Consider the following 22,471-nt stretch of genomic DNA (forward strand, 5'->3'; position numbering starts at 1 on the left):
GGGCGGGGGCAGGCGAAGTGGCGGCCACCGCGCCGGGGCCGCAGATGGCCTGGGTGCGGGCGGTCGCGAAGGCCTGGATATCGGACAGCGGCCGCGGATGCGCGCTGGCCACCGCGGCTGCGAAGAGCTGGGGCGAGGGCAGGGTGCGCCCGCCGTCCGGCGCGCAGAAGGTCTGGCTCAGTTCCCACCGCCGGACCACGCGGTCCTCCTCGATACGGCTGCTGCTCGCCGCCCAGAGGATGTTCCCCCGCCCGCGCACGGCAGAATCGAGGATGGAGGGCTGCTCGGCAAGGGTCTCCTCGCGGTTGCCGGCCGGCTCCACCGGCCCCAGCCGGCGTGCGAGCGCGAGCGGCGGCGCATCCCCCGGATAGGCCGAGACGAAGGCGAGCAGGGCCTGGTCGCCCGCCGGCGATCCCGGCTGCGACGTATCCATGTCGAGGAAGATGCCACTCGCCCGCTTGGCCGCCGCCAGCGCCACCAGCCCGGCAACCATATCGCGGGGCGCCTGCTGGGGGTGCCCGAGCCGCGCCATCGTCGCTGCATCGATATCGATCAGCGTCACCGGAACGGCATCGCGGGTGGCGCCGGACAAGACCGCCGACCAGCGCACGATCCTGTCCTTGTCGCCCAGATTGGCGCTGAACCCGGCGATCTGGTCAGCCAGGCCGAAAAACGAAAAGCAGCCGACGATACTGGCAATGATCACCGGCTTGGCGAGCAGGCCGATCCCCCGGGACGGACGTTTCACGAAAGGATCCACCTCGGTATGAACGCCACAACACCACCCGCCCGTGCGGCTGCCAAGGAACGGCAATCTTTTGAAAATACAGCTCCAGCGGCGCCTTGGAAAGAGCTGTCGGTCCGGGCTAATTGTCTGCCGGCCGGCCTTCGCCGATGGTTCATGCCAGGCTGATGGACAGGCACCGAAGGCACGGCAAACGGCCACTCAGGAACAGATGAGCATGTCCGGAAAAACCCTGAAGCGCGACAAGTGGGTCCGCATCATGTGCGACTATTCCGCCGATGGCGTGTGGGACCATCGAGGTGCGGCCTGCAATGCGGCCGACCTTCCGGTTTCATCGGAAACCCGCGCCATGATCCGTGGATGGCAAGCGTGGTACGAGCACGCCGCCGGCTCGAAGATGTCGCACGTGTTCGACGATGCCGCGCACGCTGCATTCGGCCTGTTCATCGCGCGATGCGTGAAGCGCGAACTGCCTGACTGGACGGTCATCTACCTCGACGACAGCAAGCCGAGAAACGGTTGGCAGCCGGGGGAACCTCGCGACCATTTCGAATATGAGATCATCCTGGCGTCGGACGGGAGCTTTCTGCCATGATTCGAGGACTGATCTGGCGGAAGGGGTGGGATTCGAACCCACGGTGGGCTTCCACCCACGGCGGTTTTCAAGACCGCTGCCTTAAACCACTCGGCCACCCTTCCGAAGATGCGCATCGGGCGTTGACGCCCCGTCCCGAGTCCGGCTGAAGCCCTCATCTAGCCCACCCGCCGGCACCCGTCGAGGCCTCCCCAAAAGGACCCCTCGCGTTCACCATGGCCGCGGCTTCGCCCCATTTTCGCCGTCATTAGCCCTGCTTTTGGCGAGGAATGCGGTTGTCCGGCTCAAAGGATGGCGCGCGCCTTGAAGACATCCCGGCCGGGTTTCGGCGCAAGCTGGAGACCGGGCATTGATGAAGAGGGGACCGTCGTTGCACTTCCTTCCGCGCATTCCGGCTGCCTTGCATAGGTCCTGTCCGCCTGTGGCGGGCGCGGCAACAGCGGCAAAGGCCGGAAGCTGTACGGGAGTGAAAGTGGCGGCGGCGCTCGCCGGCTGCCTCGCCATCGCGGGCTGCGGCTCCGTTGAAACCCTCGGCAGCAAGATCGATCCCCTCTACGGCGTCTCGGCCAGCCCCCGCGTGGTGGCGGAGGGCGATCCGGTCCCCCGCGGCGGCGGCGGCTACAAGGTGGGCAAGCCCTATACGGTGGCCGGGCGCACCTATGTGCCGGCGGAAAATCCCAACTACTCCGACGAAGGCCTCGCCTCCTGGTACGGCAAGGATTTCCACGGGCGAAAGACCGCCAATGGCGAGATCTTCGACATGGGCTCCATCTCGGCCGCCCACAAGACGCTGCCCATGCCGTCCTATGTGCGCGTGACCAACCTCGCCAACAAGCGCTCCATCATCGTGCGCGTGAACAATCGCGGGCCCTATGTGGGCGGCCGCGTGATCGACGTCTCCTATCGCGCCGCCGACCTGCTCGGCTTCGCCAAGTTCGGTGTCGCCCGGGTGCGGGTGGATTACATGGGCCGCGCCCCCATCGACGAGGATGACGACGTCAAGCTGGCCTCCACCCTGCGCCAGGACGGCACCCTTGCCGATCTGAAGGCCACTTCGCCGGTCATGGTGGCCTCCGCCCGGCCCTTCGTGCCGGACGTGCCATCCGTGCGCGCGGTGCCGGCCTCCACCCCGCCCAGCGCCGAGGCGCCGGTGCCGCCGTCGCGGCCCTATGACCTCGGCACGTCGGGAAGCCCCGCGTCCAATGCGGGCTCGGTGGCGGTGGCGAGCGCATCGGGCTGGTCCTCCGGGCCGGCCCCCGTCAGCGGGCTGGGGTTTGCCGGCGTGCCCGCCGAAGGCGCACGCTGAGAAGGCGCACGCTGAGAAGGCGCACTTGGACCTGCGTTTTCCTGAGGCGTTGCGCGTCAGGGCTTTACCGGTCTCCCGACCTTGGATGATGATCGCGGCGCACCGTCGGCTGCGCGGCTGAGTCTCGGCCGGGCACATCTGGGGTGGCACGTCTTGCCCGCGGCGGCCGTGGCCGATCCGGGATAGCCAGGTGGATCAACATGCTGCCGAAGCGTCGCTTCGCCCTTCTTCTCGCGGCCGTCGCCATGCTCTCCGGTGCGATGGCTGCCGGCGCGATGATTGCCGGCGCAGGTCGCGCGCGGGCGGCAGACGGATTCCAGACCCAAGCACCTTCCGCCATCCTCGTGGACTACGAGACCGGGACGATCCTGTTCGAGAAGGATGCGGACCGCCGCATCGCCCCCGGCACCCTGGCCAAGGTGATGACCGCGGATGTGGTGTTCTCCCAGCTCAAGGCGGGCAAGATCGCCCTCGACACCCCGTTCACCGTGAGCGTCAACGCCTGGCGCCGCGGCGGCGGCCCCTCGGGCCTCGCGGCCATGTTTGCCGAGGTGAACAAGCCGGCCCCCGTGGGGGAGCTTCTCGCCGGCATGCTTGTGGTCTCGGGCAACGACGCGGCCATCGCGCTGGCGGAGGGCATCGGCGGCACCGAGGTCGAATTCTCCCAGATGATGACGGAACGGGCCAAGGCCATCGGCATGGCCAATTCCGAGTTCCGCAATGCCACGGGCTTCGCCGATCCGGGCCAGTTTTCAACAGCCCGCGACCTGTCCGTGCTGGCCCAGCACATCATCCGGACGTATCCCGACTATTATCCCGTGTTTGCAAGGCCCGGCATCGAGTGGAGCCGGATCAAGCAGCGCAACCGCAACGTGCTGCTCGATGCCGGCATCGGCGCTGACGGGCTCCAGATCGGCTGGCTGAAGGATGTCGGCTACCATGCCCTCGGCTCGGCGGTGCAGAACGGCCAGAGGCTCATCGTCGTGGTGCTGGCGGCGCGGTCCGAAAAGGAACGGCTGGACGAGACCCGCAAGCTGGTGGATTGGGGCTTCCAGTCGTTTCGCCAGCGGGTGATCTTCGCCGCCGACCAGGAGGTGGGCCGCGCCCAGGTGTTCGGCGGTGCCTTGGGCAGCGTCGGCCTCGTGGGGGGACGGCCGGTGACCGTGCTCACCCCGCGATCGGGCAACGAGCGCATCACCGCCCGCGTGGTCTATATGGGTCCGCTGCGTGCGCCGGTGACCAAGGGCACGCAGGCGGGCCGGCTCGAAGTGACGCGCGGCCAGACGAAGGTGCTGGAAATGCCGCTCTATACCCAGGAGGACGTGCCGATGGGCTCGCTGGTGGATCGCGCCCTCGACGGCGGCCTGACGCTGATGGGCGACAGCGTGCGCGACCTCGCCAAGCGCGCGCTGGCGAAGCTCCACAAATGACCAAGGGCTGCTTCATCACGCTGGAAGGCGGGGAGGGGACCGGCAAGTCCACCCAGGCCCGCCGCCTTGCGGCGCATCTGCGCACGCTCGGCCACGACGTGGTGGAAACCCGCGAGCCCGGCGGCTCGCCGGGGGCGGAGGCGGTGCGCCATGTGCTGCTCTCGGGCGCGGCCGAGCCGCTGGGGCCGGTGGCCGAGGCCCTGCTGTTCGCGGCCGCCCGGGCCGACCATGTGAAAACCTTGATCCGCCCGGCGCTGGCGGCAGGCAAAACCGTGATCTGCGACCGCTTCATCGATTCCACCCGGGTCTACCAGGGCGCCGTGGGCCAGGTGGCGTCTCATCTCCTCGACGCGCTGGAAGAGATGGCGACGGGCGGCACCCGGCCGGACCTGACCCTGATCCTGGACGTGCCGCCGGAAACCGGCCTTGCCCGTGCCGCCGCGCGCGGCAAGGGCGACCCCGACCGGTTCGAGAAGGAAGGTATCGCCTACCACGCCAGCGTGCGCGAGGCCTTCCTCGCCCGCGCGGCGGGGGCGCCGGGGCGCTGCGTCGCGGTGGACGCCACCCCCGACGCGGATCGGGTGGCGGCCGAGATCGCCGGCGTCGTCGCCGCCCGCCTCGGCCTGTTCGCCACCGCCGAGGCATCCTGATGGCGCCGGCCCTGAGCCCAATGAGCCGCGCCCCAATGAAGCGCGCGCCAATGAAGCGCACTCCATGAGCGAGATCGTCTCCGGCGATGTGCTGCCCGGCGCGCCCCACCCGCGCGATCAGGCGCGGCTGTTCGGCCATGGGGTGGTGGAAGCGGACCTGATCGGCGATTTCCGCGCCGGCCGGCTGCCCCATGCCCTGCTCATCGGCGGGCCGGAGGGGATCGGCAAGGCGACGCTGGCCTATCGCCTCGCCCGCATGGTGCTGTCCGGTGGCCCCGCGCCCGGCAGCCACACGCTGGATCTTCCGCCGGCCCATCCGGTGTTCCGGCAGGTGGCCTCCCAGAGCCATCCGGATCTCCTGGTCCTGCACCGGGTGCCCGAGGCGGGGGAGGACAAGATCCCCACCGTCATTCCGGCCGAGATGGTGCGGCGGGTGCGCAGCTTCTTCGGCGCCACGGCGGCGGCCGGGGGCTGGCGCGTCTGCATCGTGGACGCGGTGGACGAACTCAACGCGTTCGGCGCCAACGCGTTGCTGAAGACGCTGGAGGAGCCGCCCCCCAAGGCGTTGTTCCTGCTCATTTCCCATGCGCCGGGCCGGGTGCTGCCCACCATCCGCTCGCGCACGCGACTGCTGGGGCTGCGCCCACTCGGCAGTGCCGACGTGCTCGCCGCCCTCGATCACCTGAAGGAGGAGATGGCGGACCTCGACGCCGCCACCCTGCCATCCGCCGCCGAGGCCAGCGGCGGCAGCGTGCGCCGGGCCATCGTGCTGGCGCGGGGGGAGGGGATGGAGGTGCGCGTCGCCACCCTGAAGGCGCTGGAGCAACTGCCCCGGCCCCGTCCGGAAGACCTCCACGCGCTGGGTGCCCGCCTCCAGGGCGACCGCTCCGACGGGCTCGACCTCTTCATCGAGGCGGTGAGCGACTATGTGGCGGCCCGTGCGACGCAAGGCGAAGAGCCGCGCCATCGCCTTGTCCGCCTCGGCGAGGTATGGGAGAAGGTGCGGCGCAGCGCGCGCGAGGCGGATGTCTTCAATCTCGATCGCAAGGCGCTGGTGTTCCGTGTCTTTGCCGATCTCGCCGAAGCCGTGCGCTGAGAAGCCGCCGCGACGCGCGGGGCCGGAGCCCTTTTCCGAGCCAGCCTGTTTCGAGCGCCCGATGTCCGCGAAGCCTCCCTTCTACATCACCACCGCCATCGCCTACCCCAACGGCGTGCCCCACATGGGCCACGCCTACGAGGCGATCGCGACCGACTGCATCGCGCGCTTCAAGCGGCTCGACGGCTATGACGTGCGCTTCCTGACGGGCACGGACGAGCACGGCATCAAGATGCTCCAGACCGCCCAGAAGGCCGGGATCACGGCGCCCGAGCTGCTGGCGCGCAACGTGCCGCGCTTCGAGGCCATGGTGGAGGCCTTCAACCTCTCCATCGACGATTTCATCCGCACCACCCAGGAGCGGCACCACGCCTCCAGCCAGGCCATCTGGGAGAAGATGGCCGCCAATGGCGACATCTATAAATCCACCTATGCCGGCTGGTATTCGGTGCGCGACGAGGCCTATTACGCCGAAGACGAGACCCAGCTGAACGAGCAGGGCGTCCGCCTCGGCCCCCAGGGCACGCCGGTGGAGTGGGTGGAGGAGGAGAGCTACTTTTTCCGCCTCTCCGCCTATCAGGATCGGCTTCTCGCCTATTACGCGGAAAACCCCGGCTTCATCATGCCGGAGGCCCGGCGCAACGAGGTGGTGAGCTTCGTTTCGGGCGGGCTCACGGACCTCTCCATCTCCCGCACCACCTTCGACTGGGGCATCCCGGTGCCCGGCGACGACAAGCACATCATGTATGTGTGGGTGGACGCGCTGACCAACTATATCACCGCGCTCGGCTATCCGGACACGCAGGCGGACCTGTTCAAAAGGTTCTGGCCGGCGGACGTGCATGTGATCGGCAAGGACATCATCCGCTTCCATGCGGTCTACTGGCCGGCCTTCCTGTGGTCGGCTGGGCTGGAGGCGCCGAAACGTGTGTTCGGCCACGGCTTCCTGTTCAACCGCGGGGAGAAGATGTCCAAGTCCGTGGGCAATGTGATCGACCCGTTCGATCTCGCCGCCACCTACGGCGTGGACGCCATCCGCTATTTCTTCCTGCGCGAGGTGTCGTTCGGCCAGGACGGGTCCTACAGCCACGAGGCCATCGTGGCGCGCATGAACGCGGACCTTGCCAACGACCTTGGCAACCTCGCCCAGCGCTCCCTGTCCATGATCGCCAAGAACCTCGATGGCGTGGTGCCGCAGCCCGGCCCGCTCTCGCCGGAGGACGAGGCCATCCTCGCTTTGGCCGACGGCATGCTGGAGAAGAGCCGCGAGGCCATGGAGGGCCAGGCGATCCACCACTACCTCGCCGCGGTGTGGAACGTGGTGGCCGAGGCCAACCGCTATTTCGCCGCCCAGGCCCCCTGGGCCCTGCGCAAGACCGATCCCGCCCGCATGGCGACCGTGCTGTGGGTGACCGCCGAGCTGATCCGCGAGGTGGGCATCCTGGTGCAGCCGGTGATGCCCGAAAGCGCCGCCAGGCTGCTCGACCTCGTGGTGGTACCGGCGGACGAGCGCGGCTTCGACCGGCTGGGTGCCGGCCACCGGCTGCCCGCCGGCCGCGTCCTGCCCGCGCCCGTGGGCGTGTTCCCGCGCTATGTGGAGCCGGAAACGGCCTCGTGAGCGCAAAACCGCGCGACGGGATGGATGGCGCACCCTAAAGTGTCCTATACGGGATTCTGATCATGCCGATGCGATCGGGATCCATTTCGCTCATGCAGCCCATGGGCTTAACCTTGATCGGGCACTTTCAACCCCAGGCGCGCCGCGGGCGCGTGGCAGTGGAGGCAGCGGGAGCCGTGCGGATGACGGGCGCAAAAGGGATCTCGGCGGTGGCCCTCGTGCTGCTTCTCGCGGGCTGTGGCGGCGAGCGGTACGACCGCGCCCCGCCTCAGGCGTCCCTGGACCCCGTGCCCCCGATGATGCCCGCCGAGCAGGCGCCCCTGCCGGAAGGCCCGGCGGTTCCGCGCATTGAGGTCAGGCTTCCGAACGCTGATTCGACGCTGGTGCGCGCGCGCATTTCCACCTCGCGCCGGGCCCGGCAATACAACATCACCGTGGACCAGCCGGCCCAGCTCGTGGCCGAGAAGCGCCTGTCGCCGGACGAGGCCATGAAGCGCACCAATGGTCAGAGCCAGGACGCGGCCTTCCGGCTCGACTACATTTTCAACACCTCCGGCGGGACGGTCACCGTCTCGCTCGAAGCCTCCATCGTCTCCAATCCGGGACGGCCGGGCGAGGTGGTGCATCCCATCACCATGCCCGCCAGCGATGCCGAAGCGCTCAAGCAGGAAATCTCGGCGTCCGGCTGAGGGGGTTCACTCAGCGCGGCCGCTCGGTTCCTGACAGGCGCTCGACGAGGATGACGGTGGCGAGGGCCGCCACCGTCTTCACCACCGCACCGGGAAGGAACGGCAGGAAGCCCTTTTCCAGCGCCGCCGTCGGCCCGATCTTGGTAGCGAGCCAGCCGGCCCCGATTACCATCAGCAGCAGATGGCCCAGCGCCAGAACGCCGAACAACGGCAACGGCTTGAGCCGCGCCCAAGTCTCCTGCAACAAGCCCACCAGCAGTGCCGTCAGCAGGAAGCCGACGATGAAGCCGCCCGACGGCCCGGTGAGCATGCCAAGCCCGCTGCGCCCGCCAGAAAACACCGGCAGGCCCATGAGCCCGGCAAACAGGTAGATCGCCACGGTCAGCCCGCCGAACTGCCACCCCATGAGCGCAGCAAGGGTGATCAGCACATAGCTCTGCGCCGTGATGGGCACCGGCTGGATGGGAATGGAGACCTGCGCGCTCCACGACAGCAGGGCGACACCCACGACGAGCGCGGCCACCGCCCAGGCGGCGGAATAATCGGCGAGCCGGGCGAGGGCGGGGCGGAAGGGGAGTGCAGGCGATGGCATGTGCGAGACCCGTTGCGGCAACGCCCGCACAAAGGCCGAAGCGGCGCCGTCCGTCAACGCCGGTGGCGGTGGGTTTCAAGCCTCCTCGGCATCGCTCGCAGGCCGAGGCCGTTCCTATGAGCGGCCGTTTCCATGACTTGCCCCACCTCGACGCGGGAGGGGGATGCGCTTATGGGAGGCCGATCTTTCGAATGTGAAATGCCATGCTCGTCGACAGCCATTGCCATCTCGATTTTCCCGACTTCGCCGCCGAACTGCCGGACGTGGTGGCCCGCGCCGGCGCGGCCGGGGTGTCCCATCTCGTCACCATCTCCACGCGGGTGCGGCGGTTTCCGCAGATCCTCGCCATTGCCGAGCGGTTCGACCAGGTCTCCTGCTCGGTGGGCACCCATCCGCACCAGGCGGCGGAGGAACTGGACGTGACCCTCGGCGAGATCGTCGCTTTGTCCCGCCATCCCAAGGTGGTGGCCATCGGCGAGGCGGGGCTCGACTATCACTACGACACCAGCCCGCGCGACGCGCAGGAGCAGGGCTTCCGCACCCATATCGCGGCGGCGCGGGAGACCGGCCTGCCCCTGGTTATCCACGCCCGCGAGGCGGACGAGGACGTGGCCGCCATCCTGGAGGAGGAGAGCGCCAGGGGCGCCTTCCCCTTCCTGCTCCACTGCTTCACGGCGGGGCCGGATCTGGCGCGCCGGGCACTGGCGCTGGGCGGCTACATCTCCTTCTCCGGCGTGGTGACCTTCAAGAAGAGCGAGGACCTGCGCGCCATCGCGGCGAGCGTGCCGGCCGACCGCATCCTGGTGGAGACCGATTCGCCCTTCCTCGCGCCGACGCCCTACCGCGGCAAGCGCAACGAGCCCTCCTTCGTGCGCGAGACCGCCAAGGTGCTGGCCGAAGCCCGGGGCGAGGCGTTCGAGGATTTTGCGCAGGCCACCACGCGGAATTTCTTCACTTTGTTCTCCAAGGCGAAAAGCCAGCCCTGACATCAAGAGGACGCCCGGTGAACCACGACCGCTATGACGACACCTATATCCGCGCCATCCTGTCCGAGGTGCGGACCATCGCCATCGTGGGCGCCAGCGCCAATGCGGCCCGGCCGTCCTATTTCGTCATGAAATACCTGTCCGAGCGCGGCTATCGCGTGTTCCCGGTCAATCCGGGGCAGGCCGGCAAGACGGTGGCCGGCCTCACCTTCGTGGCCACGCTGGCCGACGTGCCCGAGCCCATCGACATGGTGGACGTGTTCCGCGCGCCGGAGCATGTGCCGGCCGTGGTGGACGAGGTGCTGAAGCTCGATCCCCTGCCCAAGGTGCTGTGGACGCAGCTCGGCGTGCGCAACGACGAGGCCGCCGCCAAGGCCGAGGCCGCGGGGCTCAAGGTGGTGATGAACCGCTGCCCCAAGATCGAATATGGCCGCCTCTCCGGGGAGATCGGCTGGACCGGGGTGAATTCCCGCACCATCTCCTCCCGCAAGCCGCTGCGGCTTGGGGAGGGGGTGCAGCGGCTTTCCATCGCACCGCGCGGGCCTAAAAGTTCATAAAATTCGTCGATTTACTGTATTAAATAAAAATCCACGCCGGGCTATCACGGATCGGCGTCCTGCCACTGGGAGACAGCGCTTATGACCGACGAGACCAGCGCGCCGCCGCGCGAGCCGGGTTTTTCCACCCTCGCCATCCATGCGGGCGCGCAGCCGGACCCCACCACGGGCGCGCGGGCGACCCCCATCTACCAGACCACGTCCTTCGTCTTCGACGACGTGGACCACGCCGCGGCCCTGTTCGGCCTCCAGACCTTCGGCAACATCTATTCGCGCATCACCAACCCCACCAATGCGGTGCTGGAAGAGCGCGTGGCGGCGCTGGAAGGCGGCACGGCGGCGCTGGCGGTGGCCTCGGGCCATGCGGCGCAGCATCTGGTGTTCCATACGCTGCTGACGCCGGGGGATGAGTTCATCGCCTCCCGCAAGCTCTATGGCGGCTCCATCAACCAGTTCAACCACGCCTTCAAGAGCTTCGGCTGGAACGTGGTGTGGGCCGATCCGGACGACATCTCCTCCTTCGAGAAGGCGGTGACGCCGAAGACCAAGGCCATCTTCACCGAGAGCATCGCCAATCCCGGCGGCGTGGTCACCGACATCGCCGCCATCTCGGCGGTGGCGAAGAAGGCCGGCGTGCCGCTCATCGTCGACAACACGCTGGCGACGCCCTACCTGTGGCAGCCCATCAGGCACGGCGCCGACATTGTCGTGCATTCGGCCACCAAGTTCCTGGGCGGCCACGGCAATTCCATCGGCGGCGTGATCGTGGACGCGGGCACCTTCGACTGGTCCGCCACCGACCGCTATCCCTTCCTCTCCAAGCCGCGGCCGGAATATTCCGGCATGGTGCTGCACGAGACCTTCGGCAACTTCGCCTTCGCCATCGCCGCCCGGGTGCTGGGCCTGCGCGATCTGGGCCCGGCGCTGTCGCCCTTCAACGCCTTCCTCATCCTCACCGGCATCGAGACGCTGGGGCTGCGCATGCAGCGCCACAGCGAGAATGCGCTGAAGGTGGCCGAATATCTTGCCGCCCATCCCAAGGTGGAATGGGTGAGCTATCCCGGCCTTGCAAGCGACCGCTACCATGCCCTGGCGCAGCAGTATTTGCCCAAGGGCGCGGGCGCCGTCTTCACCTTCGGCCTGAAGGGCGGCTACGAGGCGGGCGTGAAGCTGGTGTCGAACGTGGAGCTGTTCTCCCACCTCGCCAATATCGGCGACACGCGCTCCCTCATCATCCACCCCGCCTCCACCACCCATCGCCAGCTGACGGACGAAGCCAAGGTGGTGGCCGGCGCCGGGCCGGAAGTGGTGCGCCTGTCGGTGGGCATCGAGGACGTGGCCGACATCATCGGCGACCTGGACCAGGCGCTGGCGAAGGTCTGAGGAGGCGCCGTCTCAACCGGAGCCTTCGGCGCCATAGACCTCGCGCGTCAGCTCCAGCCACGCGCGGGCGGCGTGGGACAGGTAGCTGCCCTGCCGCCAGACGATGGCCATCTGCCATTGCGTACCCGGCTCGTCGAGCCGGGTACGCACCACGGAGGGCGTCGCCCGCTGCTCGGCGATGGTGCGGGGCAGGAAGGCGATGCCGAGGCCCGCCCCCGCCAGCTCCACGATGAAATCGATCTGGCCGCTGCGCGCCGCCACCTGCGGGGCGAAGCCGTTGCGGGCGCAGGCGTCCTCCAGCACCTGGTTGAGGGCGAAGCCGCCCTCGAACAGGATGAAGGGGGAGGACGCCAGCGCCGCGATGCCGGTGCATTCCGCGCCGGCCAGCGGGTGCGCTTTGGGCAGCACCGCCATCAGCGGCTCGCGCCGCACCGGCTGGCCGTCGAACCCCTCGCGCGCCGGCAGCAGCGAGCCGGCCAGTTCCACCTCGCCATCCAGCAGCATTTCTTCCAGCCGCTTCGAGCCGTGCTCGGTGAGGCGGATCTCGATGCCGGGATAGCGCGCGCGGAAGATGGCGAACAGCGGCGCGAACAGGGTGCTGGCGCCCAGCGGCGGCAGGCCGAGACGCAGGCTGCCGCGCCTGAGGCCGCGCAGGTCGTCCAGTTCCGCCACCAGTCCCTCGCGCTCGGCCAGCAAGGTGAGGGCACGGCGATAGACGATTTCCCCCGCTGCGGTGAGCTGGCTGCGATGGCCGATGCGGTCGAGCAGGGGCACGCCCAGTTCGTCCTCCAGCTGCTTCACGGCCTTGGAGACGGTGGGCTGGGTGGAAAACAGCACCTTCGCGGCCGGGGAGAAGCCCCCCTGGCGCACCACCTCGACGAAGACCCTCAGGGTGCGAAGTTCCATATTATGCGATTATGGAATGAATTGAATTCAGTCAATTCATTTTCATCATACTGCATCGCATACTATATTGCCGGCAATGGCACTTCAGGTGCCGCACGGTGTCTGCCCCCATGTCTGCCTCAATGTCTTCACATTCCATGTCCCGCTGGCCCATGTTGCGCAATATGCTGCGCAGCATGGGCGTTACGCTGCATCGCAGCATGATCCTTCAGATCGCGGTTCTCGCCGGCTTCTGGGCCGTGGGGGAAGCGACCGTGCGGCTCACCCACCTGCCTCTGCCCGGCGGCATCGTCGGCATGGTGGTGGTGTTGACCCTGCTCGGCACCGGCCATATCCGGCCCGCCGTGGTGCGGCGCGGCGCCGGCTGGCTGTTGGCCGAAATGCTGCTCTTCTTCGTTCCGGCGGTGATGGCGATCCTCGACCATGGCGAGCTGATGGGCCTTGTGGGCCTGAAGATCGCCGCGGTGATCCTCACCGGCACGGTCATGGTCATGGGCGGCACCGCCCTGGCGGTGGACCTGTGCTACCGCTGGCGCATGCGCGCGGCGACGCCGGAGGCCAGCCATGCTGCGTGATCCGCTGTTCGCCACCCTGTTCTGGTCGGCGGTCACCATCGGCTGCTATGCGGCGGCCCGGCTGGTCGCCCGGCGCTGGCGCTTCTGGTGGACCTCGCCGCTGCTCCTCACCCCGGTGGCGGTGGGCATTGTCGCCCTCAGCCTCCACACCGGCTATGCGGACTATATCCGCGGCACCCACTGGCTGGTGCTGATGATGGGGCCGGCGACGGTGGCCTTCGCCATTCCCATCTACGAGCAGCGCGCGCTCATCCGCCGCCAGTGGCCGGTGCTGCTGGTGGGCGTGCTGGTGGGTTCCGCGCTGGCCATGTCCACGGCCTTCCTGCTGGCGGACCTGCTGGGCCTGTCGCACACGCTCCAGCTCAGCCTGATGCCGCGCTCCACCTCCACGCCCTTCGCCATGAGCGTATCCAGCGACATCGGCGGGTTGCCGGACCTCACGGCGGTGTTCGTGATCGTCACCGGCATCTGCGGCGCGGCGCTCGGGGAGCTGGTGATGAAGCTGATGCCGCTGCGCTCGTCGCTGGCGCGCGGCGCCCTGTTCGGCATGGGTGCCCACGGTGCCGGCGTCGCCCGCGCCCACCAGATCGGTGGGGAAGAGGGGTCCATAGCCGGCTTGGTGATGGTGCTGGCCGGACTGTTCAACGTGCTCATGGCCCCGGTGGTCGCCGCCTTGATGGCCTGAGACTTGGGGCCGGATCCTCACATCTTGAATCAAGGTGAGCAAATCCGGCCCCAACCTCGGGCAAAGACACTACTTTCCGCGTTCACCCCTTGACCAGCCGAAGCTTCGGCGCCGCAGCTTCGTCCCGTCCGGAGGAAAGCCCGCCCAGATGCAGCGTGGCCACCACCAGCACCAGGGTGGCACCGAACTGGTGGGCCAAAGCCAGATCAAGGGGCACCTGATGGATCAGCGTCAGGATACCCAGCATCGCCTGCGCGGTGACGAGAACGAACAGCACCCACGCCCGCTGCGCCGCAGCGCCACCCACCCGGCGCGCGCCGAGGGCATGCAGCAGCGCCAGCGTCCATAGGGCATAGGCGATCATGCGGTGGTTGAACTGCACCGTCAACGCATTCTCGAACAGGTTGCGCCAGAACGGCTCCGCTGCCGCCAGCTGGGCCGCGGGGGGGACAAGATGGCCGTCCATGAGCGGCCACGTATTGAAGGCCATGCCGGCATCGAGCCCCGCCACCAGCCCGCCGGCGAAGACCTGCACCAGCACCAGCACCAGCAGCGCCCACGCGGTGGCCCGCATGCGCCCACTCACCACCTGCCGCGGCTCCGGCGACAAGGAGCGGGCGACCGCAACGATGGCGGACAGGATGATGCAGGCCAGCGTCAGATGGACGGCAAGGCGGTACTGGCTCACCGATACCCGCGCGGTCAGCCCCGACGCCACCATCCACCATCCGACCGCGCCCTGAAGGCCGCCCAGAACGAACAGGGCCAGGCACTTCGCCAGCAGGCGGCCGCGCAGCACCCCGCGCCAGGCGAACCAGAGGAAGGGCAGCAGGAAGGCAAAGCCGATGAGGCGGCCGAGCAGGCGGTGGCCCCATTCCCACCAGTAGATCCGCTTGAAGGCCTCCAGCCCCATGCCCTTGTTGAGGATCTCGTATTGGGGAATGGCCTTGTACTTGTCGAACTCGGCCTGCCAGTCCGCCTGCGAGAGCGGGGGCAGGGCGCCGGTGACCGGCTTCCACTCGGTGATGGAGAGGCCCGATTCGGTGAGACGGGTCGCACCGCCCACCACCACCATGGCGATGACGAGCCCGGCGAGGGCATAAAGCCACAGGCGCACGCCGGCCAGGCCGGGGCCGCGGCGGTCGCGGGGGAGCGTGATGGCCTCGACGTGCGGCATGTGTCCCTCAGTTTCCGTGCGATCGCGGGGCTGGAGCAGGGCTCGGTCAGGCCGATCCGTCTGCGGTCCCGCGATGCGCGCAAGACGAATGATCGCATATCCCGCCCGCCGGACCGGCGCCCTGGCGGGGACGTGCTCTGGCCCCTCGGGTCCGATCCGTTATAGAGGGCGCATATGGCGCGCAAGGGCGCGGGTGCCGCATGCCCCTGGGGGCGCACCCCGTGCGGCGGCGAGACGAGGGAGAGCAGGTCCATGCCCCAACGCATCCGAAAGCTCATCGGCACGGTGCTGCTGCTCCTGCTGGTGGTGTTCTGGGCGCTCTCCGCCATGGCCCTCGCCCAGGGGCGGGTGACCGAGCTTGGCTGGTTCCTGCAGATGATCTGCTACACCCTGCTGGGCGCGCTGTGGGTCATCCCCGCCGGCCTGCTGATCCGCTGGATGGAGCGACCGGACCGCAAGGCTTGAAGTCTAAAGTTCAAATAATTACAGTGTATTATATCTGAGTTCTCATGCGTTTGGTGAGGTCCGCAGGGCGTCGACAGCAGAGCCTTGCCCGCGCATGAGGCGCAGCTTTCAACCGTATAATTAGTCGGCTTATTAAAAATATTCGCCGGCTATGTATATGGCGGTGGTTTCAGGCGGCGCCGGCATAGCGAAGCGTGGCTTCGCGGTGGCGCATGGGCGTGGCCAGGGCGTCGAGGGTTGGCAACGGCGGCGCGTCGCCTTCGGTCTGGTGGCCCTCGTCCTGCGGTGCGGCAAGGCACAGCATGACCACCCGTGCGAAGCGCTGCTGCGCCAGCGCGTCGAAGCTCTCCACCGCCGCGGTGGACGGGGCGGTGTCGGCCGTCAGGCACACCACCAGCGGATCAAGGGCGGCAAGCCTGTCGCCGCCGTCAGCGCCCGACAGGCTCGGCGCGGCGACCACCACATAGTCGTAGGTGCGCTTCAGCGCCCCCAGCACCAAGGCGAGGCGATCGGCCCCCACCACGAACGATCCGGCGCGCGCATCGCGGCCGGGCGGGATCACATGGGCGCGGGAGCGGGCATCGCGATGGATGGTCTCGCCAAAGCCGGCGACGCCGAACAGCAGCTCGCTCATGCCCGGAGCGAAGGAATCAGGAACAAGCGAGGCCAGGCACCTGGAGCCGCCGTCGAGCGCCACCAGCGCCACGCGCGCCTCCTCCGCCAGCCGGCGGGCGAGGGCGATGGCGCAGGCGGCCGAGGCTTCCGGCAGGTCGTCGGAACTGAGGATGACGAGGGGGGATGCGCCGGACCGCGTCAGCTGGACGGCGAGCCGGGCCACGGCCGGCTCGATCTGAAGCCCGCCGTCCGGCCCGCCGAGCCAGGCGATGCGGTGGCTGCCCTTGAGTTCCAGCGGCAGGTCCGTGCCGTTCAGCGGACCTTCGGCTTCGGGCGCGGCGGCGGCCTTGCGCTGGGCGATCAGCAGGGTCAGGGCGGCCGCCAGGAGCAGCCCGAGCGCCAGCGGCCGCGGCGGATCGGGCAGGAAAGCGACGCGCGCCGGCTCCCCGCGCCGCACGGCGGGCAGGACAGCGGGCAGGACGGCGGGCAGGAGAGCGGGCTCGTCGGTGGCAACCCGCGTCGTCGCGTCCAGGGCCAGGAAGGCGGCCACATAGGCGTCCGCCGCGCGCAGGGCCAGTCCCGGCGTCGGCGCGGACAGGGACAGGCTCAGGCCGCGCCCGCCGTTGACGGTCGTGACCGTGAGATCATCGAGCAGCCGCCAGGCCGCGCGCACCGCTTCCGGGCGGTCCTGCGCCTCGGCGCGGGCACCGCCGAGCTGGCGCCAGAGCCCCGCGGCCAGCCGTGAGCGGTCATCGGGCGCGAGCCGGCCGGCGGCGTCATAGGCCAGCTCGCGGGAAACCAGCACCTGGGCCACGCCGCGCGCCGCGGCAGCAGGCGGCTGGGTGCCCACGTCGAAGGCGATGGTGGTGGTGGCGGTGAAATGCAGCGGGAAGAAGCTAGCGGCGACGGCCAGCAGAAGGGCGAGCCACGCCACCTGCCAGAGGCCGGGGCGCCATGCGCGTGCGCTCGCCCACCCTGCGGCGCGGGCCTCAGCCACATCCGTGTGCGCCACGTCCGTGTGCACCATTGGGCCGCTCTCCCCGGAGCCGGACCCGTCGCCGCTCACAAAAGCCGCCCCGGACCGTCCCGAACCTTCGAGGAAGGGACCGTTTCCCCGGCCGGACGCGTGAAACACGCCGGTCGGAACAACCCCTCGCAGGCGGCGCGAGTCGCACCAGCCTTTATCGAGTTGAGCGGATTATGGTTGATGGTTGGTAAACGAGGGCCTCGGTGCCTTCCGCAGGGGCGGCGCCGTCACCGGTCCTCCCAGCTGGGGGCACGCCTGGCGAGGACCGCGGAGATGCCTTCGTCCGCGTCGCGGGCCAGCATGTTCTCGGCCATCACGCGGGAGGCATGGGCATAGGCGTCGTCGAGGCCCATCTCCATCTGGGCGTAGAAGGCGGCCTTGCCGAGCTTCACCGGCACCTGGGACTTCTCGGCGATGCGGCGGGCGAGGGCCTGCGCCGCAGACAGCGCCTCGCCGGCCGGCACCACGCGGTTGACGAGGCCCATGCGGCGGGCCTCCTCCGCCTCCACCCACTCGCCCAGCAGCAGCATCTCCATGGCGTGCTTGCGCACCAGATTGCGCGAGAGCGCCACCATGGGGGTGTGGCAGAACAGGCCGATGTTCACGCCCGGCGTGCAGAAGCGGGCCTTCTCCCCGGCCACAGCGAGGTCGCAGCTCGCCACCAGCTGGCAGCCGGCGGCGGTGGCCATGCCTTCCACGGCGGCGACGACCGGCTGGGGCAGGCGGACGATGGCGGTCATCAGTGTGGCGCAGCGCTCAAGCACCTCCTCGAAATAGGCCCGGCCCTGGTCGGCGTCGCCGCGATGGGCCTGGATCTCCTTCAGGTCGTGGCCGGCGGAATAGACCGGGCCTTCCGCCGCCAGCACCACGACGCGCACGGAGGAATCCGCCGCGATTGCGGCGAGGGCGGAGGTGAGCGCGGCCATCATCGCCTCGGAGAGGCTGTTGCGCTGTTCCGGCCTTGCCAGCGTCAGCGTTGCGACCCCGTCCTCACAGCTCGTCTTCACGACAGGGGCCGCCGCGCCGGCGACGGGATGGGCCGATGGCACAGCCGACATGGATTTCCGCCTTCTTCCGTTTGACCTTCGGGGTACTATCCTATTCACAAGAAGCAACCGGCGCGAGCCGGGCCAAAGCGCATTCAAGGGCAGGGGACGAGAGGCATGGACGCGGCGCGCGGTGCGGTGATGTCGGTAAAGGAGCTGGAAGCCTTCCTCACGCTGGAGTTTCCCCAGGCCTTCGGGCCGGGCAAGCCGCACCATGTGGAGAGCGTGGGCCGCAACGTCGCCACCGTCCGCCTCGACGCCGACGAGAGCCATCTGCGGCCCGGCGGCACTGTTTCCGGCCCGGCCATGATGGCGCTGGCGGACGTGGCCATCTATGTCGCCCTGCTGGGCCAGATCGGGCCGGTGGGGCTCGCCGTGACGACCAACCTCTCCATCAATTTCCTGCGCAAGCCGGCGCCGGGCCCCATGTTCGCCGACGCCAGGCTGATCAAGCTCGGCAAGCGCCTTGCCGTGGGCGAGGTGGGGCTGCGGGGGCCGGGCAGCGACGACCTCGTCGCCCATTGCGTCGCCACCTATTCCATCCCCGAACGGCCGGGAGCCTGATCCCGGTCAAGGACACCGCCTTTCCAACCCGCTAGAGACGGGCAATCCGACGGGATTGCGACGCACTCTCGCCGGAACCTGCTCCGGGGATGGGTCAAGGGGAGAGGCGGCCATGGCGACCATCCTGATCATTCAGGGGCATCCCGACCCTGGTGGCGGCCATCTGTGCCACGCGCTGGCGGATGCCTACGCGGCCGGGGCGCAGGCGGCCGGCCATACGGTGCTGCGGGTGGATGTCGGCCGGCTCGACATACCGCTGCTGCACACCCAGCACGACTTTCTCCATGCCCCGCCGCTCCATGCGCTGGCCTCCGCCCGCGCGGCGCTGGTGGAGGCCGAGCACGTGGCCCTCTTCTTCCCGCTCTGGCTCGGCGGCATGCCGGCGGTGCTCAAGGGTTTTCTGGAACAGCTGCTGCGTCCGGGCTTCGCCTTCGACTATGTCAAAGGCGGCGGCACGCGCATGCTGCTGGAAGGCCGGTCCGCCCGGGTGGTGGTGACCATGGGCATGCCGGGGCTCATCTTCCGGCTGTGGTTTCTCGGGGCGGGACTCTCGGCGCTGACGCGCAACATCCTGGGCTTCGTTGGCTTTTCCCCGGTGCGCGCCACCGTGCTGGGCGGCGTCGAGGCGGCGGGGGAGGCCAGGCGCCGGCGCTGGCTCGGCCGGATGGACGCCCTCGGCCGCGCCGCGCGATAGGGTCGGAAGATAGGGCAAGGTCATGGGATAACAGGTCGTTTTTTGATGGTGTTATAGCACCATTTTTATAACTCATTGTTTTATAATATGTTTTAATGCCTCTGAAACGTTGACGGATGGGCGGGGCTCCACTAGAAGCCGTTCATCGCCGGATCGCGATTGGCCGCAAGGCCGTCGCGACCGGCCTTCTTATTCGGAAGCATCCCATGAAGACGTATTCGGCCAAGCCTGCCGAAATCGAAAAGAAGTGGGTGGTGATTGACGCCAGTGGCCTCGTCGTAGGCCGGCTCGCGACCATCATTGCCATGCGCCTGAAGGGCAAGCACCTGCCCATCTACACCCCCCACGTGGATTGCGGCGACAACATCGTCGTGGTGAACGCGGAGAAGGCGGTGTTCACGGGCCGCAAGAAGGACCAGAAGGTCTACTACCATCACACCGGCTTCCCGGGCGGCATCAAGGAACGCACCGCGAAGTTCGTGCTCGAAGGCCGCTTCCCGGAGCGCGTCATCGAGAAGGCGGTGGAGCGCATGCTCGCCCGCGGCCCGCTGGGTCGCAAGATCATGGGCAACCTGCGTGTCTACAAGGGCCCGTCCCACCCGCACGAGGCCCAGCAGCCGGTCGCCCTCGACGTGGCGGCGCTCAACCGCAAGAACGTGAGGAACTGACATGGCCGAGGTTCTCCAGTCCCTCGACGCTCTCGGCGCGGCCAGCGTTGCCGCCGTCCAGCCCGAAGCCCCCGTGCATGTCCAGAAGCTGGACAAGTACGGCCGCGCCTATGCCACCGGCAAGCGCAAGAACGCGGTCGCCCGCGTGTGGGTTCGCCCCGGCACCGGCAAGGTCACCGTCAACGACCGGGACATCGAGGTGTATTTCGCCCGTCCCGTGCTGCGCCTCATGATCAACCAGCCGTTCCAGGCGGCTGCGCGTGAAGGCCAGTACGACGTGGTGTGCACCGTCTCCGGCGGCGGCCTCTCCGGCCAGGCCGGCGCGGTGCGCCACGGCATCTCCAAGGCGCTCACCTATTACGAGCCCGAGCTGCGCAGCCCCCTCAAGAAGGGCGGCTTCATCACCCGCGACAGCCGTGTGGTCGAGCGCAAGAAGTACGGCCGCGCCAAGGCCCGTCGTTCGTTCCAGTTCTCCAAGCGCTGATCGCGCGGAACGCTTCGATCTCAATGCGAACGGCGGGGCCTGGCCCCGCCGTTTTCTTTTGTGCGCCGTGTGGTGCCTGGGTATTCCAGGCAGTGCCGCCGAAACGCAAATGGCCGGGACGAGCCCGGCCATGCGCAAAAAAACTCTGGAATGGGATGGCACCGCCCGCAAGGGCCGGGCGCGTCAGAAGCTCGGGGTGTCGCCGTCGAGGGGGCTCCACTGGCCGTTGACGGTGGGGTCGCCGGGCGGACCGGAACCGTAGCCGCCCGACAGGTCCGGCGGGAACACGTAGTCGTTGTTGCGGTCGTTGCCGATCTTCACGTCGGGGCGGATGGCCGGGCCGGGACCGGGATCGAGATAATTGCCCTGGGGAATGACCGGCAGCTGGATGACACGGGGCGACACCTGGATCCGCTGGCCGGACGAATAGGTCTGTGCCGAAGCCTGCACGGCCGCCGCCGCCATAATCGCCAGCAGCATCGCTCCCGCGGTGCCGTTCGCTCCCCAGCTCACATGCGCCATGATACCGTCCCGCATCCCGCCGAACGAAACCCGCCGGCTGCCGCCTTGAAGCACGTTCCCGGCGGGGTGTGAAGGGGTGTGCTGGCGCCACCACCATGGCAGCGAGGGGGCGCCAAAGACAATTGCCCCCGGCGCGGCGGCACGGCATCTTCGCAGCCAGGCTCGAATGGCGCGCCCGGTGCGGCCCGCCCGGTGCGGAGGTCAACACCGATGCGGTCCCTGCACATGGCGGCCCGGCTCCTCGCCGGGATCATCCTTGCGGCCAGCACGCTTCCCGCCTTCGAGGCCCAGGCGGCGCCGGCCCGCATCATCCTGCTGCGGCATGGCGAGAAGGCCGGCCCCTGGCAGCTCTGCCCGCTCGGAATGGAGCGGGCCCGCGCGCTGGCCGCCTATTATCTCGGGCGCAACGCGCAGAACTCCCTGTTCCGGCCGGGGGAAACACCGAAGGCGATCCTCGCCATCTCCATGCACACGCTGGATACCATCTCCCCCGTGGCCCAGAGCTGGGAGATGCCGGTCACCTTCTACAGCGCCATGCCGGAGCCGCGGGGCGACGGCTTCCACCTGAGCGCCAAGCGGCTCGGCGCGCGCACGCGCGAAGCGGTGCGCGACATGCTCACCAAGCCCGAATGGGCCGGGCAGACCCTGGTGGTGGACTGGGAGCACGATCACATTGCCAAGACCGACCTGGATCGCGATCGCATGGCTGCGGCCCGCGACGCGGCCAAGGATGTGAGCGAACCGGCGGAGCGGGTCACCCTCTATGACCTGCTGCGCCTCGACCGGCTCGCGGGCGTTCCAGACACATGGCCGGGCGATACCTACGACTATTTCTGGATCATCGATTTCGATGCGCAGACCGGCCAGCCGTCCGCCTTCGCCATGGTGAAGCAGGTGTTCGGGCCGCCGTTCGCCCATATCCCGCACAACGACTGGGGCAAGCGTGAGGCCGGTGCGCCCGCCTCACGCGCCGGCTGTACCTGAGCATCTTCGCACCGTCTGCGACCGCAACCCGGGGCTCCGGAAGGGCGCCTGGATAACGTGCCTGGAACAAAGTGCCAGAGCGGGATCGGGAGCGGAGCCGGGCGCGACGCGGCGTGCGAAGACCGTCGGATACCGACCGTGTCGGCCTCCGCACCTGTCTGGTCCGCGACAGTCCGGGCTTGTTTATTGCCGGCTTATTTCTTGTACTTGCGGATCATCATATCAATGGCGGTGGTGGATTCCGACACGTTCAACCAGTTTTCCGCCTGCTCGTCGTTCTTGAATTCCCGGCCCAGATTGATGGGCTCATCGTGTCCCGGCACGTGCAGGAAACAGGCCCACTTGCCATTCGGCAGTTTATCCACGGTGACCTTATGGTCCGACATGCTGCGATCCTCGCCTGCGCTGTATT

At 68.6% G+C, this 22,471-nt stretch carries 26 protein-coding genes and 1 tRNA gene; 18 read left to right on the plus strand and 9 right to left on the minus strand.

The genetic code is table 11. The features are described from left to right. A partial coding sequence (locus K9U41_RS04000) for a CHASE2 domain-containing protein (RefSeq protein WP_282639568.1) occupies positions 1–748 on the minus strand: 748 nt, incomplete at its 3' end. Between the two features lie 214 nt (positions 749–962). Here K9U41_RS04000 and K9U41_RS04005 point away from each other — a divergent pair. After that, entirely contained in the window at positions 963–1,340 is a 378-nt protein-coding gene (locus tag K9U41_RS04005) for a hypothetical protein (protein ID WP_282639569.1), read from the plus strand. A 14-nt stretch (positions 1,341–1,354) separates the two neighbouring features. Here K9U41_RS04005 and K9U41_RS04010 read toward each other — a convergent pair. Continuing rightward, positions 1,355–1,444 (minus strand) — tRNA-Ser (locus K9U41_RS04010). 368 nt (positions 1,445–1,812) lie between these two features. Here K9U41_RS04010 and K9U41_RS04015 point away from each other — a divergent pair. The 6 genes from K9U41_RS04015 to K9U41_RS04040 all read left to right on the plus strand — a co-directional run bounded on the left by K9U41_RS04015 (position 1,813) and on the right by K9U41_RS04040 (position 8,129). Continuing rightward, complete coding sequence (locus K9U41_RS04015) at positions 1,813–2,646, plus strand: septal ring lytic transglycosylase RlpA family protein (protein WP_282639570.1); 834 nt, start codon at positions 1,813–1,815, stop codon at positions 2,644–2,646. A gap of 200 nt (positions 2,647–2,846) precedes the next feature. Then, on the plus strand, positions 2,847–4,076 hold the full coding sequence (locus tag K9U41_RS04020; protein WP_282639571.1) for a D-alanyl-D-alanine carboxypeptidase family protein: 1,230 nt from the start codon (positions 2,847–2,849) through the stop codon (positions 4,074–4,076). Beyond that, entirely contained in the window at positions 4,073–4,726 is a 654-nt protein-coding gene (gene tmk, locus K9U41_RS04025) for a dTMP kinase (protein WP_282639572.1), read from the plus strand. Before K9U41_RS04020 ends, tmk begins: the two co-directional genes overlap by 4 nt. A gap of 64 nt (positions 4,727–4,790) precedes the next feature. Next, complete coding sequence (locus K9U41_RS04030; protein ID WP_282639573.1) at positions 4,791–5,822, plus strand: DNA polymerase III subunit delta'; 1,032 nt, start codon at positions 4,791–4,793, stop codon at positions 5,820–5,822. Positions 5,823–5,883: 61 nt separating this feature from the next. After that, a complete protein-coding gene (gene metG / locus K9U41_RS04035; RefSeq protein WP_282639574.1) occupies positions 5,884–7,440 on the plus strand; it encodes a methionine--tRNA ligase in 1,557 nt (518 codons plus the stop codon). A 182-nt stretch (positions 7,441–7,622) separates the two neighbouring features. After that, complete coding sequence (locus tag K9U41_RS04040; RefSeq protein WP_282639575.1) at positions 7,623–8,129, plus strand: hypothetical protein; 507 nt, start codon at positions 7,623–7,625, stop codon at positions 8,127–8,129. Positions 8,130–8,139: 10 nt separating this feature from the next. Here the strand turns inward: K9U41_RS04040 and K9U41_RS04045 are convergent, their stop codons facing one another. Continuing rightward, complete coding sequence (locus tag K9U41_RS04045) at positions 8,140–8,721, minus strand: biotin transporter BioY (protein WP_282639576.1); 582 nt, start codon at positions 8,719–8,721, stop codon at positions 8,140–8,142. 203 nt (positions 8,722–8,924) lie between these two features. Between K9U41_RS04045 and K9U41_RS04050 the strand changes: the two genes are divergently transcribed. From K9U41_RS04050 to K9U41_RS04060, 3 genes are all read left to right on the plus strand, one after another. Next, the gene (locus K9U41_RS04050; RefSeq protein ID WP_282639577.1) at positions 8,925–9,707 is read left to right on the plus strand and encodes a TatD family hydrolase; all 783 of its coding nucleotides are present in this window, start codon (positions 8,925–8,927) and stop codon (positions 9,705–9,707) included. 17 nt (positions 9,708–9,724) lie between these two features. Next, positions 9,725–10,264, plus strand: a complete 540-nt coding sequence (locus K9U41_RS04055) for a CoA-binding protein (protein ID WP_282639578.1) — start codon at positions 9,725–9,727, stop codon at positions 10,262–10,264. An 81-nt stretch (positions 10,265–10,345) separates the two neighbouring features. After that, positions 10,346–11,647, plus strand: a complete 1,302-nt coding sequence (locus K9U41_RS04060) for an O-acetylhomoserine aminocarboxypropyltransferase (protein ID WP_282639579.1) — start codon at positions 10,346–10,348, stop codon at positions 11,645–11,647. A gap of 12 nt (positions 11,648–11,659) precedes the next feature. On the opposite strand, the gene K9U41_RS04065 is transcribed toward K9U41_RS04060, so the two are convergent. Then, positions 11,660–12,553, minus strand: a complete 894-nt coding sequence (locus K9U41_RS04065; RefSeq protein ID WP_282639580.1) for a LysR family transcriptional regulator — start codon at positions 12,551–12,553, stop codon at positions 11,660–11,662. Positions 12,554–12,705: 152 nt separating this feature from the next. On the opposite strand from K9U41_RS04065, the gene K9U41_RS04070 reads away from it, so the two are divergent. Together K9U41_RS04070 and K9U41_RS04075 are read left to right on the plus strand one after the other, a co-directional pair. Further along, a complete protein-coding gene (locus K9U41_RS04070; protein ID WP_432715721.1) occupies positions 12,706–13,128 on the plus strand; it encodes a CidA/LrgA family protein in 423 nt (140 codons plus the stop codon). Beyond that, positions 13,118–13,813 (plus strand): LrgB family protein, encoded by a 696-nt coding sequence (locus tag K9U41_RS04075; RefSeq protein WP_282639582.1) that lies wholly within the window; start codon positions 13,118–13,120, stop codon positions 13,811–13,813. The genes K9U41_RS04070 and K9U41_RS04075 overlap by 11 nt, the downstream gene beginning before the upstream one ends. A gap of 82 nt (positions 13,814–13,895) precedes the next feature. Here K9U41_RS04075 and K9U41_RS04080 read toward each other — a convergent pair whose 3' ends face one another. After that, positions 13,896–14,990 carry a COX15/CtaA family protein gene (locus tag K9U41_RS04080; RefSeq protein WP_282639583.1) on the minus strand — a complete coding sequence of 365 codons (1,095 nt, stop codon included), beginning with the start codon at positions 14,988–14,990 and terminating at the stop codon, positions 13,896–13,898. 252 nt (positions 14,991–15,242) lie between these two features. Between K9U41_RS04080 and K9U41_RS04085 the strand changes: the two genes are divergently transcribed. Then, positions 15,243–15,455: a DUF2842 domain-containing protein gene (locus K9U41_RS04085; protein ID WP_282639584.1), complete on the plus strand. Its 213-nt coding sequence runs from the start codon at positions 15,243–15,245 to the stop codon at positions 15,453–15,455. A gap of 169 nt (positions 15,456–15,624) precedes the next feature. On the opposite strand, the gene K9U41_RS04090 is transcribed toward K9U41_RS04085, so the two are convergent. Further along, positions 15,625–17,097: a hypothetical protein gene (locus K9U41_RS04090; RefSeq protein WP_282639585.1), complete on the minus strand. Its 1,473-nt coding sequence runs from the start codon at positions 17,095–17,097 to the stop codon at positions 15,625–15,627. Positions 17,098–17,324: 227 nt separating this feature from the next. Further along, positions 17,325–18,155: an enoyl-CoA hydratase gene (locus K9U41_RS04095; protein ID WP_282639586.1), complete on the minus strand. Its 831-nt coding sequence runs from the start codon at positions 18,153–18,155 to the stop codon at positions 17,325–17,327. 105 nt (positions 18,156–18,260) lie between these two features. Here K9U41_RS04095 and K9U41_RS04100 point away from each other — a divergent pair, with 105 nt between their 5' ends. From K9U41_RS04100 to rpsI, 4 genes are all read left to right on the plus strand, one after another. Next, positions 18,261–18,707, plus strand: coding sequence for a PaaI family thioesterase (locus tag K9U41_RS04100; RefSeq protein ID WP_282639587.1), 447 nt, complete (start codon positions 18,261–18,263; stop codon positions 18,705–18,707). A gap of 112 nt (positions 18,708–18,819) precedes the next feature. Continuing rightward, a complete protein-coding gene (locus K9U41_RS04105) occupies positions 18,820–19,401 on the plus strand; it encodes an NAD(P)H-dependent oxidoreductase (RefSeq protein WP_282639588.1) in 582 nt (193 codons plus the stop codon). Positions 19,402–19,607: 206 nt separating this feature from the next. After that, a complete protein-coding gene (gene rplM, locus K9U41_RS04110; protein ID WP_012116314.1) occupies positions 19,608–20,069 on the plus strand; it encodes a 50S ribosomal protein L13 in 462 nt (153 codons plus the stop codon). A 1-nt stretch (position 20,070) separates the two neighbouring features. Next, positions 20,071–20,553: a 30S ribosomal protein S9 gene (rpsI, locus tag K9U41_RS04115; RefSeq protein WP_282639589.1), complete on the plus strand. Its 483-nt coding sequence runs from the start codon at positions 20,071–20,073 to the stop codon at positions 20,551–20,553. Between the two features lie 183 nt (positions 20,554–20,736). On the opposite strand, the gene K9U41_RS04120 is transcribed toward rpsI, so the two are convergent. Beyond that, positions 20,737–21,075 carry a hypothetical protein gene (locus tag K9U41_RS04120; RefSeq protein WP_012116316.1) on the minus strand — a complete coding sequence of 113 codons (339 nt, stop codon included), beginning with the start codon at positions 21,073–21,075 and terminating at the stop codon, positions 20,737–20,739. Positions 21,076–21,285: 210 nt separating this feature from the next. On the opposite strand from K9U41_RS04120, the gene K9U41_RS04125 reads away from it, so the two are divergent. Beyond that, a complete protein-coding gene (locus K9U41_RS04125; protein ID WP_282639590.1) occupies positions 21,286–22,059 on the plus strand; it encodes a histidine phosphatase family protein in 774 nt (257 codons plus the stop codon). A 194-nt stretch (positions 22,060–22,253) separates the two neighbouring features. On the opposite strand, the gene K9U41_RS04130 is transcribed toward K9U41_RS04125, so the two are convergent. Continuing rightward, positions 22,254–22,445: a hypothetical protein gene (locus K9U41_RS04130; protein WP_282639591.1), complete on the minus strand. Its 192-nt coding sequence runs from the start codon at positions 22,443–22,445 to the stop codon at positions 22,254–22,256. Positions 22,446–22,471: the final 26 nt, after the last annotated feature.

Source organism: Xanthobacter autotrophicus, assembly GCF_029991245.1.
GTDB classification, from domain to species: Bacteria; Pseudomonadota; Alphaproteobacteria; order Rhizobiales; family Xanthobacteraceae; genus Xanthobacter; species Xanthobacter autotrophicus_C.

Bases quoted from the DNA above. Each gene is read 5' to 3' on its own strand.
- K9U41_RS04005 (WP_282639569.1), top strand. From the start codon at position 963: ATGTCCGGAAAAACCCTGAAGCGCGACAAGTGGGTCCGCATCATGTGC.
- K9U41_RS04020 (WP_282639571.1), top strand. From the start codon at position 2,847: ATGCTGCCGAAGCGTCGCTTCGCCCTTCTTCTCGCGGCCGTCGCCATG.
- tmk (WP_282639572.1), top strand. From the start codon at position 4,073: ATGACCAAGGGCTGCTTCATCACGCTGGAAGGCGGGGAGGGGACCGGC.
- K9U41_RS04030 (WP_282639573.1), top strand. From the start codon at position 4,791: ATGAGCGAGATCGTCTCCGGCGATGTGCTGCCCGGCGCGCCCCACCCG.
- metG (WP_282639574.1), top strand. From the start codon at position 5,884: ATGTCCGCGAAGCCTCCCTTCTACATCACCACCGCCATCGCCTACCCC.
- K9U41_RS04040 (WP_282639575.1), top strand. From the start codon at position 7,623: ATGACGGGCGCAAAAGGGATCTCGGCGGTGGCCCTCGTGCTGCTTCTC.
- K9U41_RS04045 (WP_282639576.1), bottom strand. From the start codon at position 8,721: ATGCCATCGCCTGCACTCCCCTTCCGCCCCGCCCTCGCCCGGCTCGCC.
- K9U41_RS04050 (WP_282639577.1), top strand. From the start codon at position 8,925: ATGCTCGTCGACAGCCATTGCCATCTCGATTTTCCCGACTTCGCCGCC.
- K9U41_RS04060 (WP_282639579.1), top strand. From the start codon at position 10,346: ATGACCGACGAGACCAGCGCGCCGCCGCGCGAGCCGGGTTTTTCCACC.
- K9U41_RS04065 (WP_282639580.1), bottom strand. From the start codon at position 12,553: ATGGAACTTCGCACCCTGAGGGTCTTCGTCGAGGTGGTGCGCCAGGGG.
- K9U41_RS04070 (WP_432715721.1), top strand. From the start codon at position 12,706: ATGTTGCGCAATATGCTGCGCAGCATGGGCGTTACGCTGCATCGCAGC.
- K9U41_RS04075 (WP_282639582.1), top strand. From the start codon at position 13,118: ATGCTGCGTGATCCGCTGTTCGCCACCCTGTTCTGGTCGGCGGTCACC.
- K9U41_RS04080 (WP_282639583.1), bottom strand. From the start codon at position 14,990: ATGCCGCACGTCGAGGCCATCACGCTCCCCCGCGACCGCCGCGGCCCC.
- K9U41_RS04085 (WP_282639584.1), top strand. From the start codon at position 15,243: ATGCCCCAACGCATCCGAAAGCTCATCGGCACGGTGCTGCTGCTCCTG.
- K9U41_RS04090 (WP_282639585.1), bottom strand. From the start codon at position 17,097: ATGGTGCACACGGACGTGGCGCACACGGATGTGGCTGAGGCCCGCGCC.
- K9U41_RS04095 (WP_282639586.1), bottom strand. From the start codon at position 18,155: ATGTCGGCTGTGCCATCGGCCCATCCCGTCGCCGGCGCGGCGGCCCCT.
- K9U41_RS04100 (WP_282639587.1), top strand. From the start codon at position 18,261: ATGGACGCGGCGCGCGGTGCGGTGATGTCGGTAAAGGAGCTGGAAGCC.
- K9U41_RS04105 (WP_282639588.1), top strand. From the start codon at position 18,820: ATGGCGACCATCCTGATCATTCAGGGGCATCCCGACCCTGGTGGCGGC.
- rplM (WP_012116314.1), top strand. From the start codon at position 19,608: ATGAAGACGTATTCGGCCAAGCCTGCCGAAATCGAAAAGAAGTGGGTG.
- rpsI (WP_282639589.1), top strand. From the start codon at position 20,071: ATGGCCGAGGTTCTCCAGTCCCTCGACGCTCTCGGCGCGGCCAGCGTT.
- K9U41_RS04120 (WP_012116316.1), bottom strand. From the start codon at position 21,075: ATGGCGCATGTGAGCTGGGGAGCGAACGGCACCGCGGGAGCGATGCTG.
- K9U41_RS04125 (WP_282639590.1), top strand. From the start codon at position 21,286: ATGCGGTCCCTGCACATGGCGGCCCGGCTCCTCGCCGGGATCATCCTT.
- K9U41_RS04130 (WP_282639591.1), bottom strand. From the start codon at position 22,445: ATGTCGGACCATAAGGTCACCGTGGATAAACTGCCGAATGGCAAGTGG.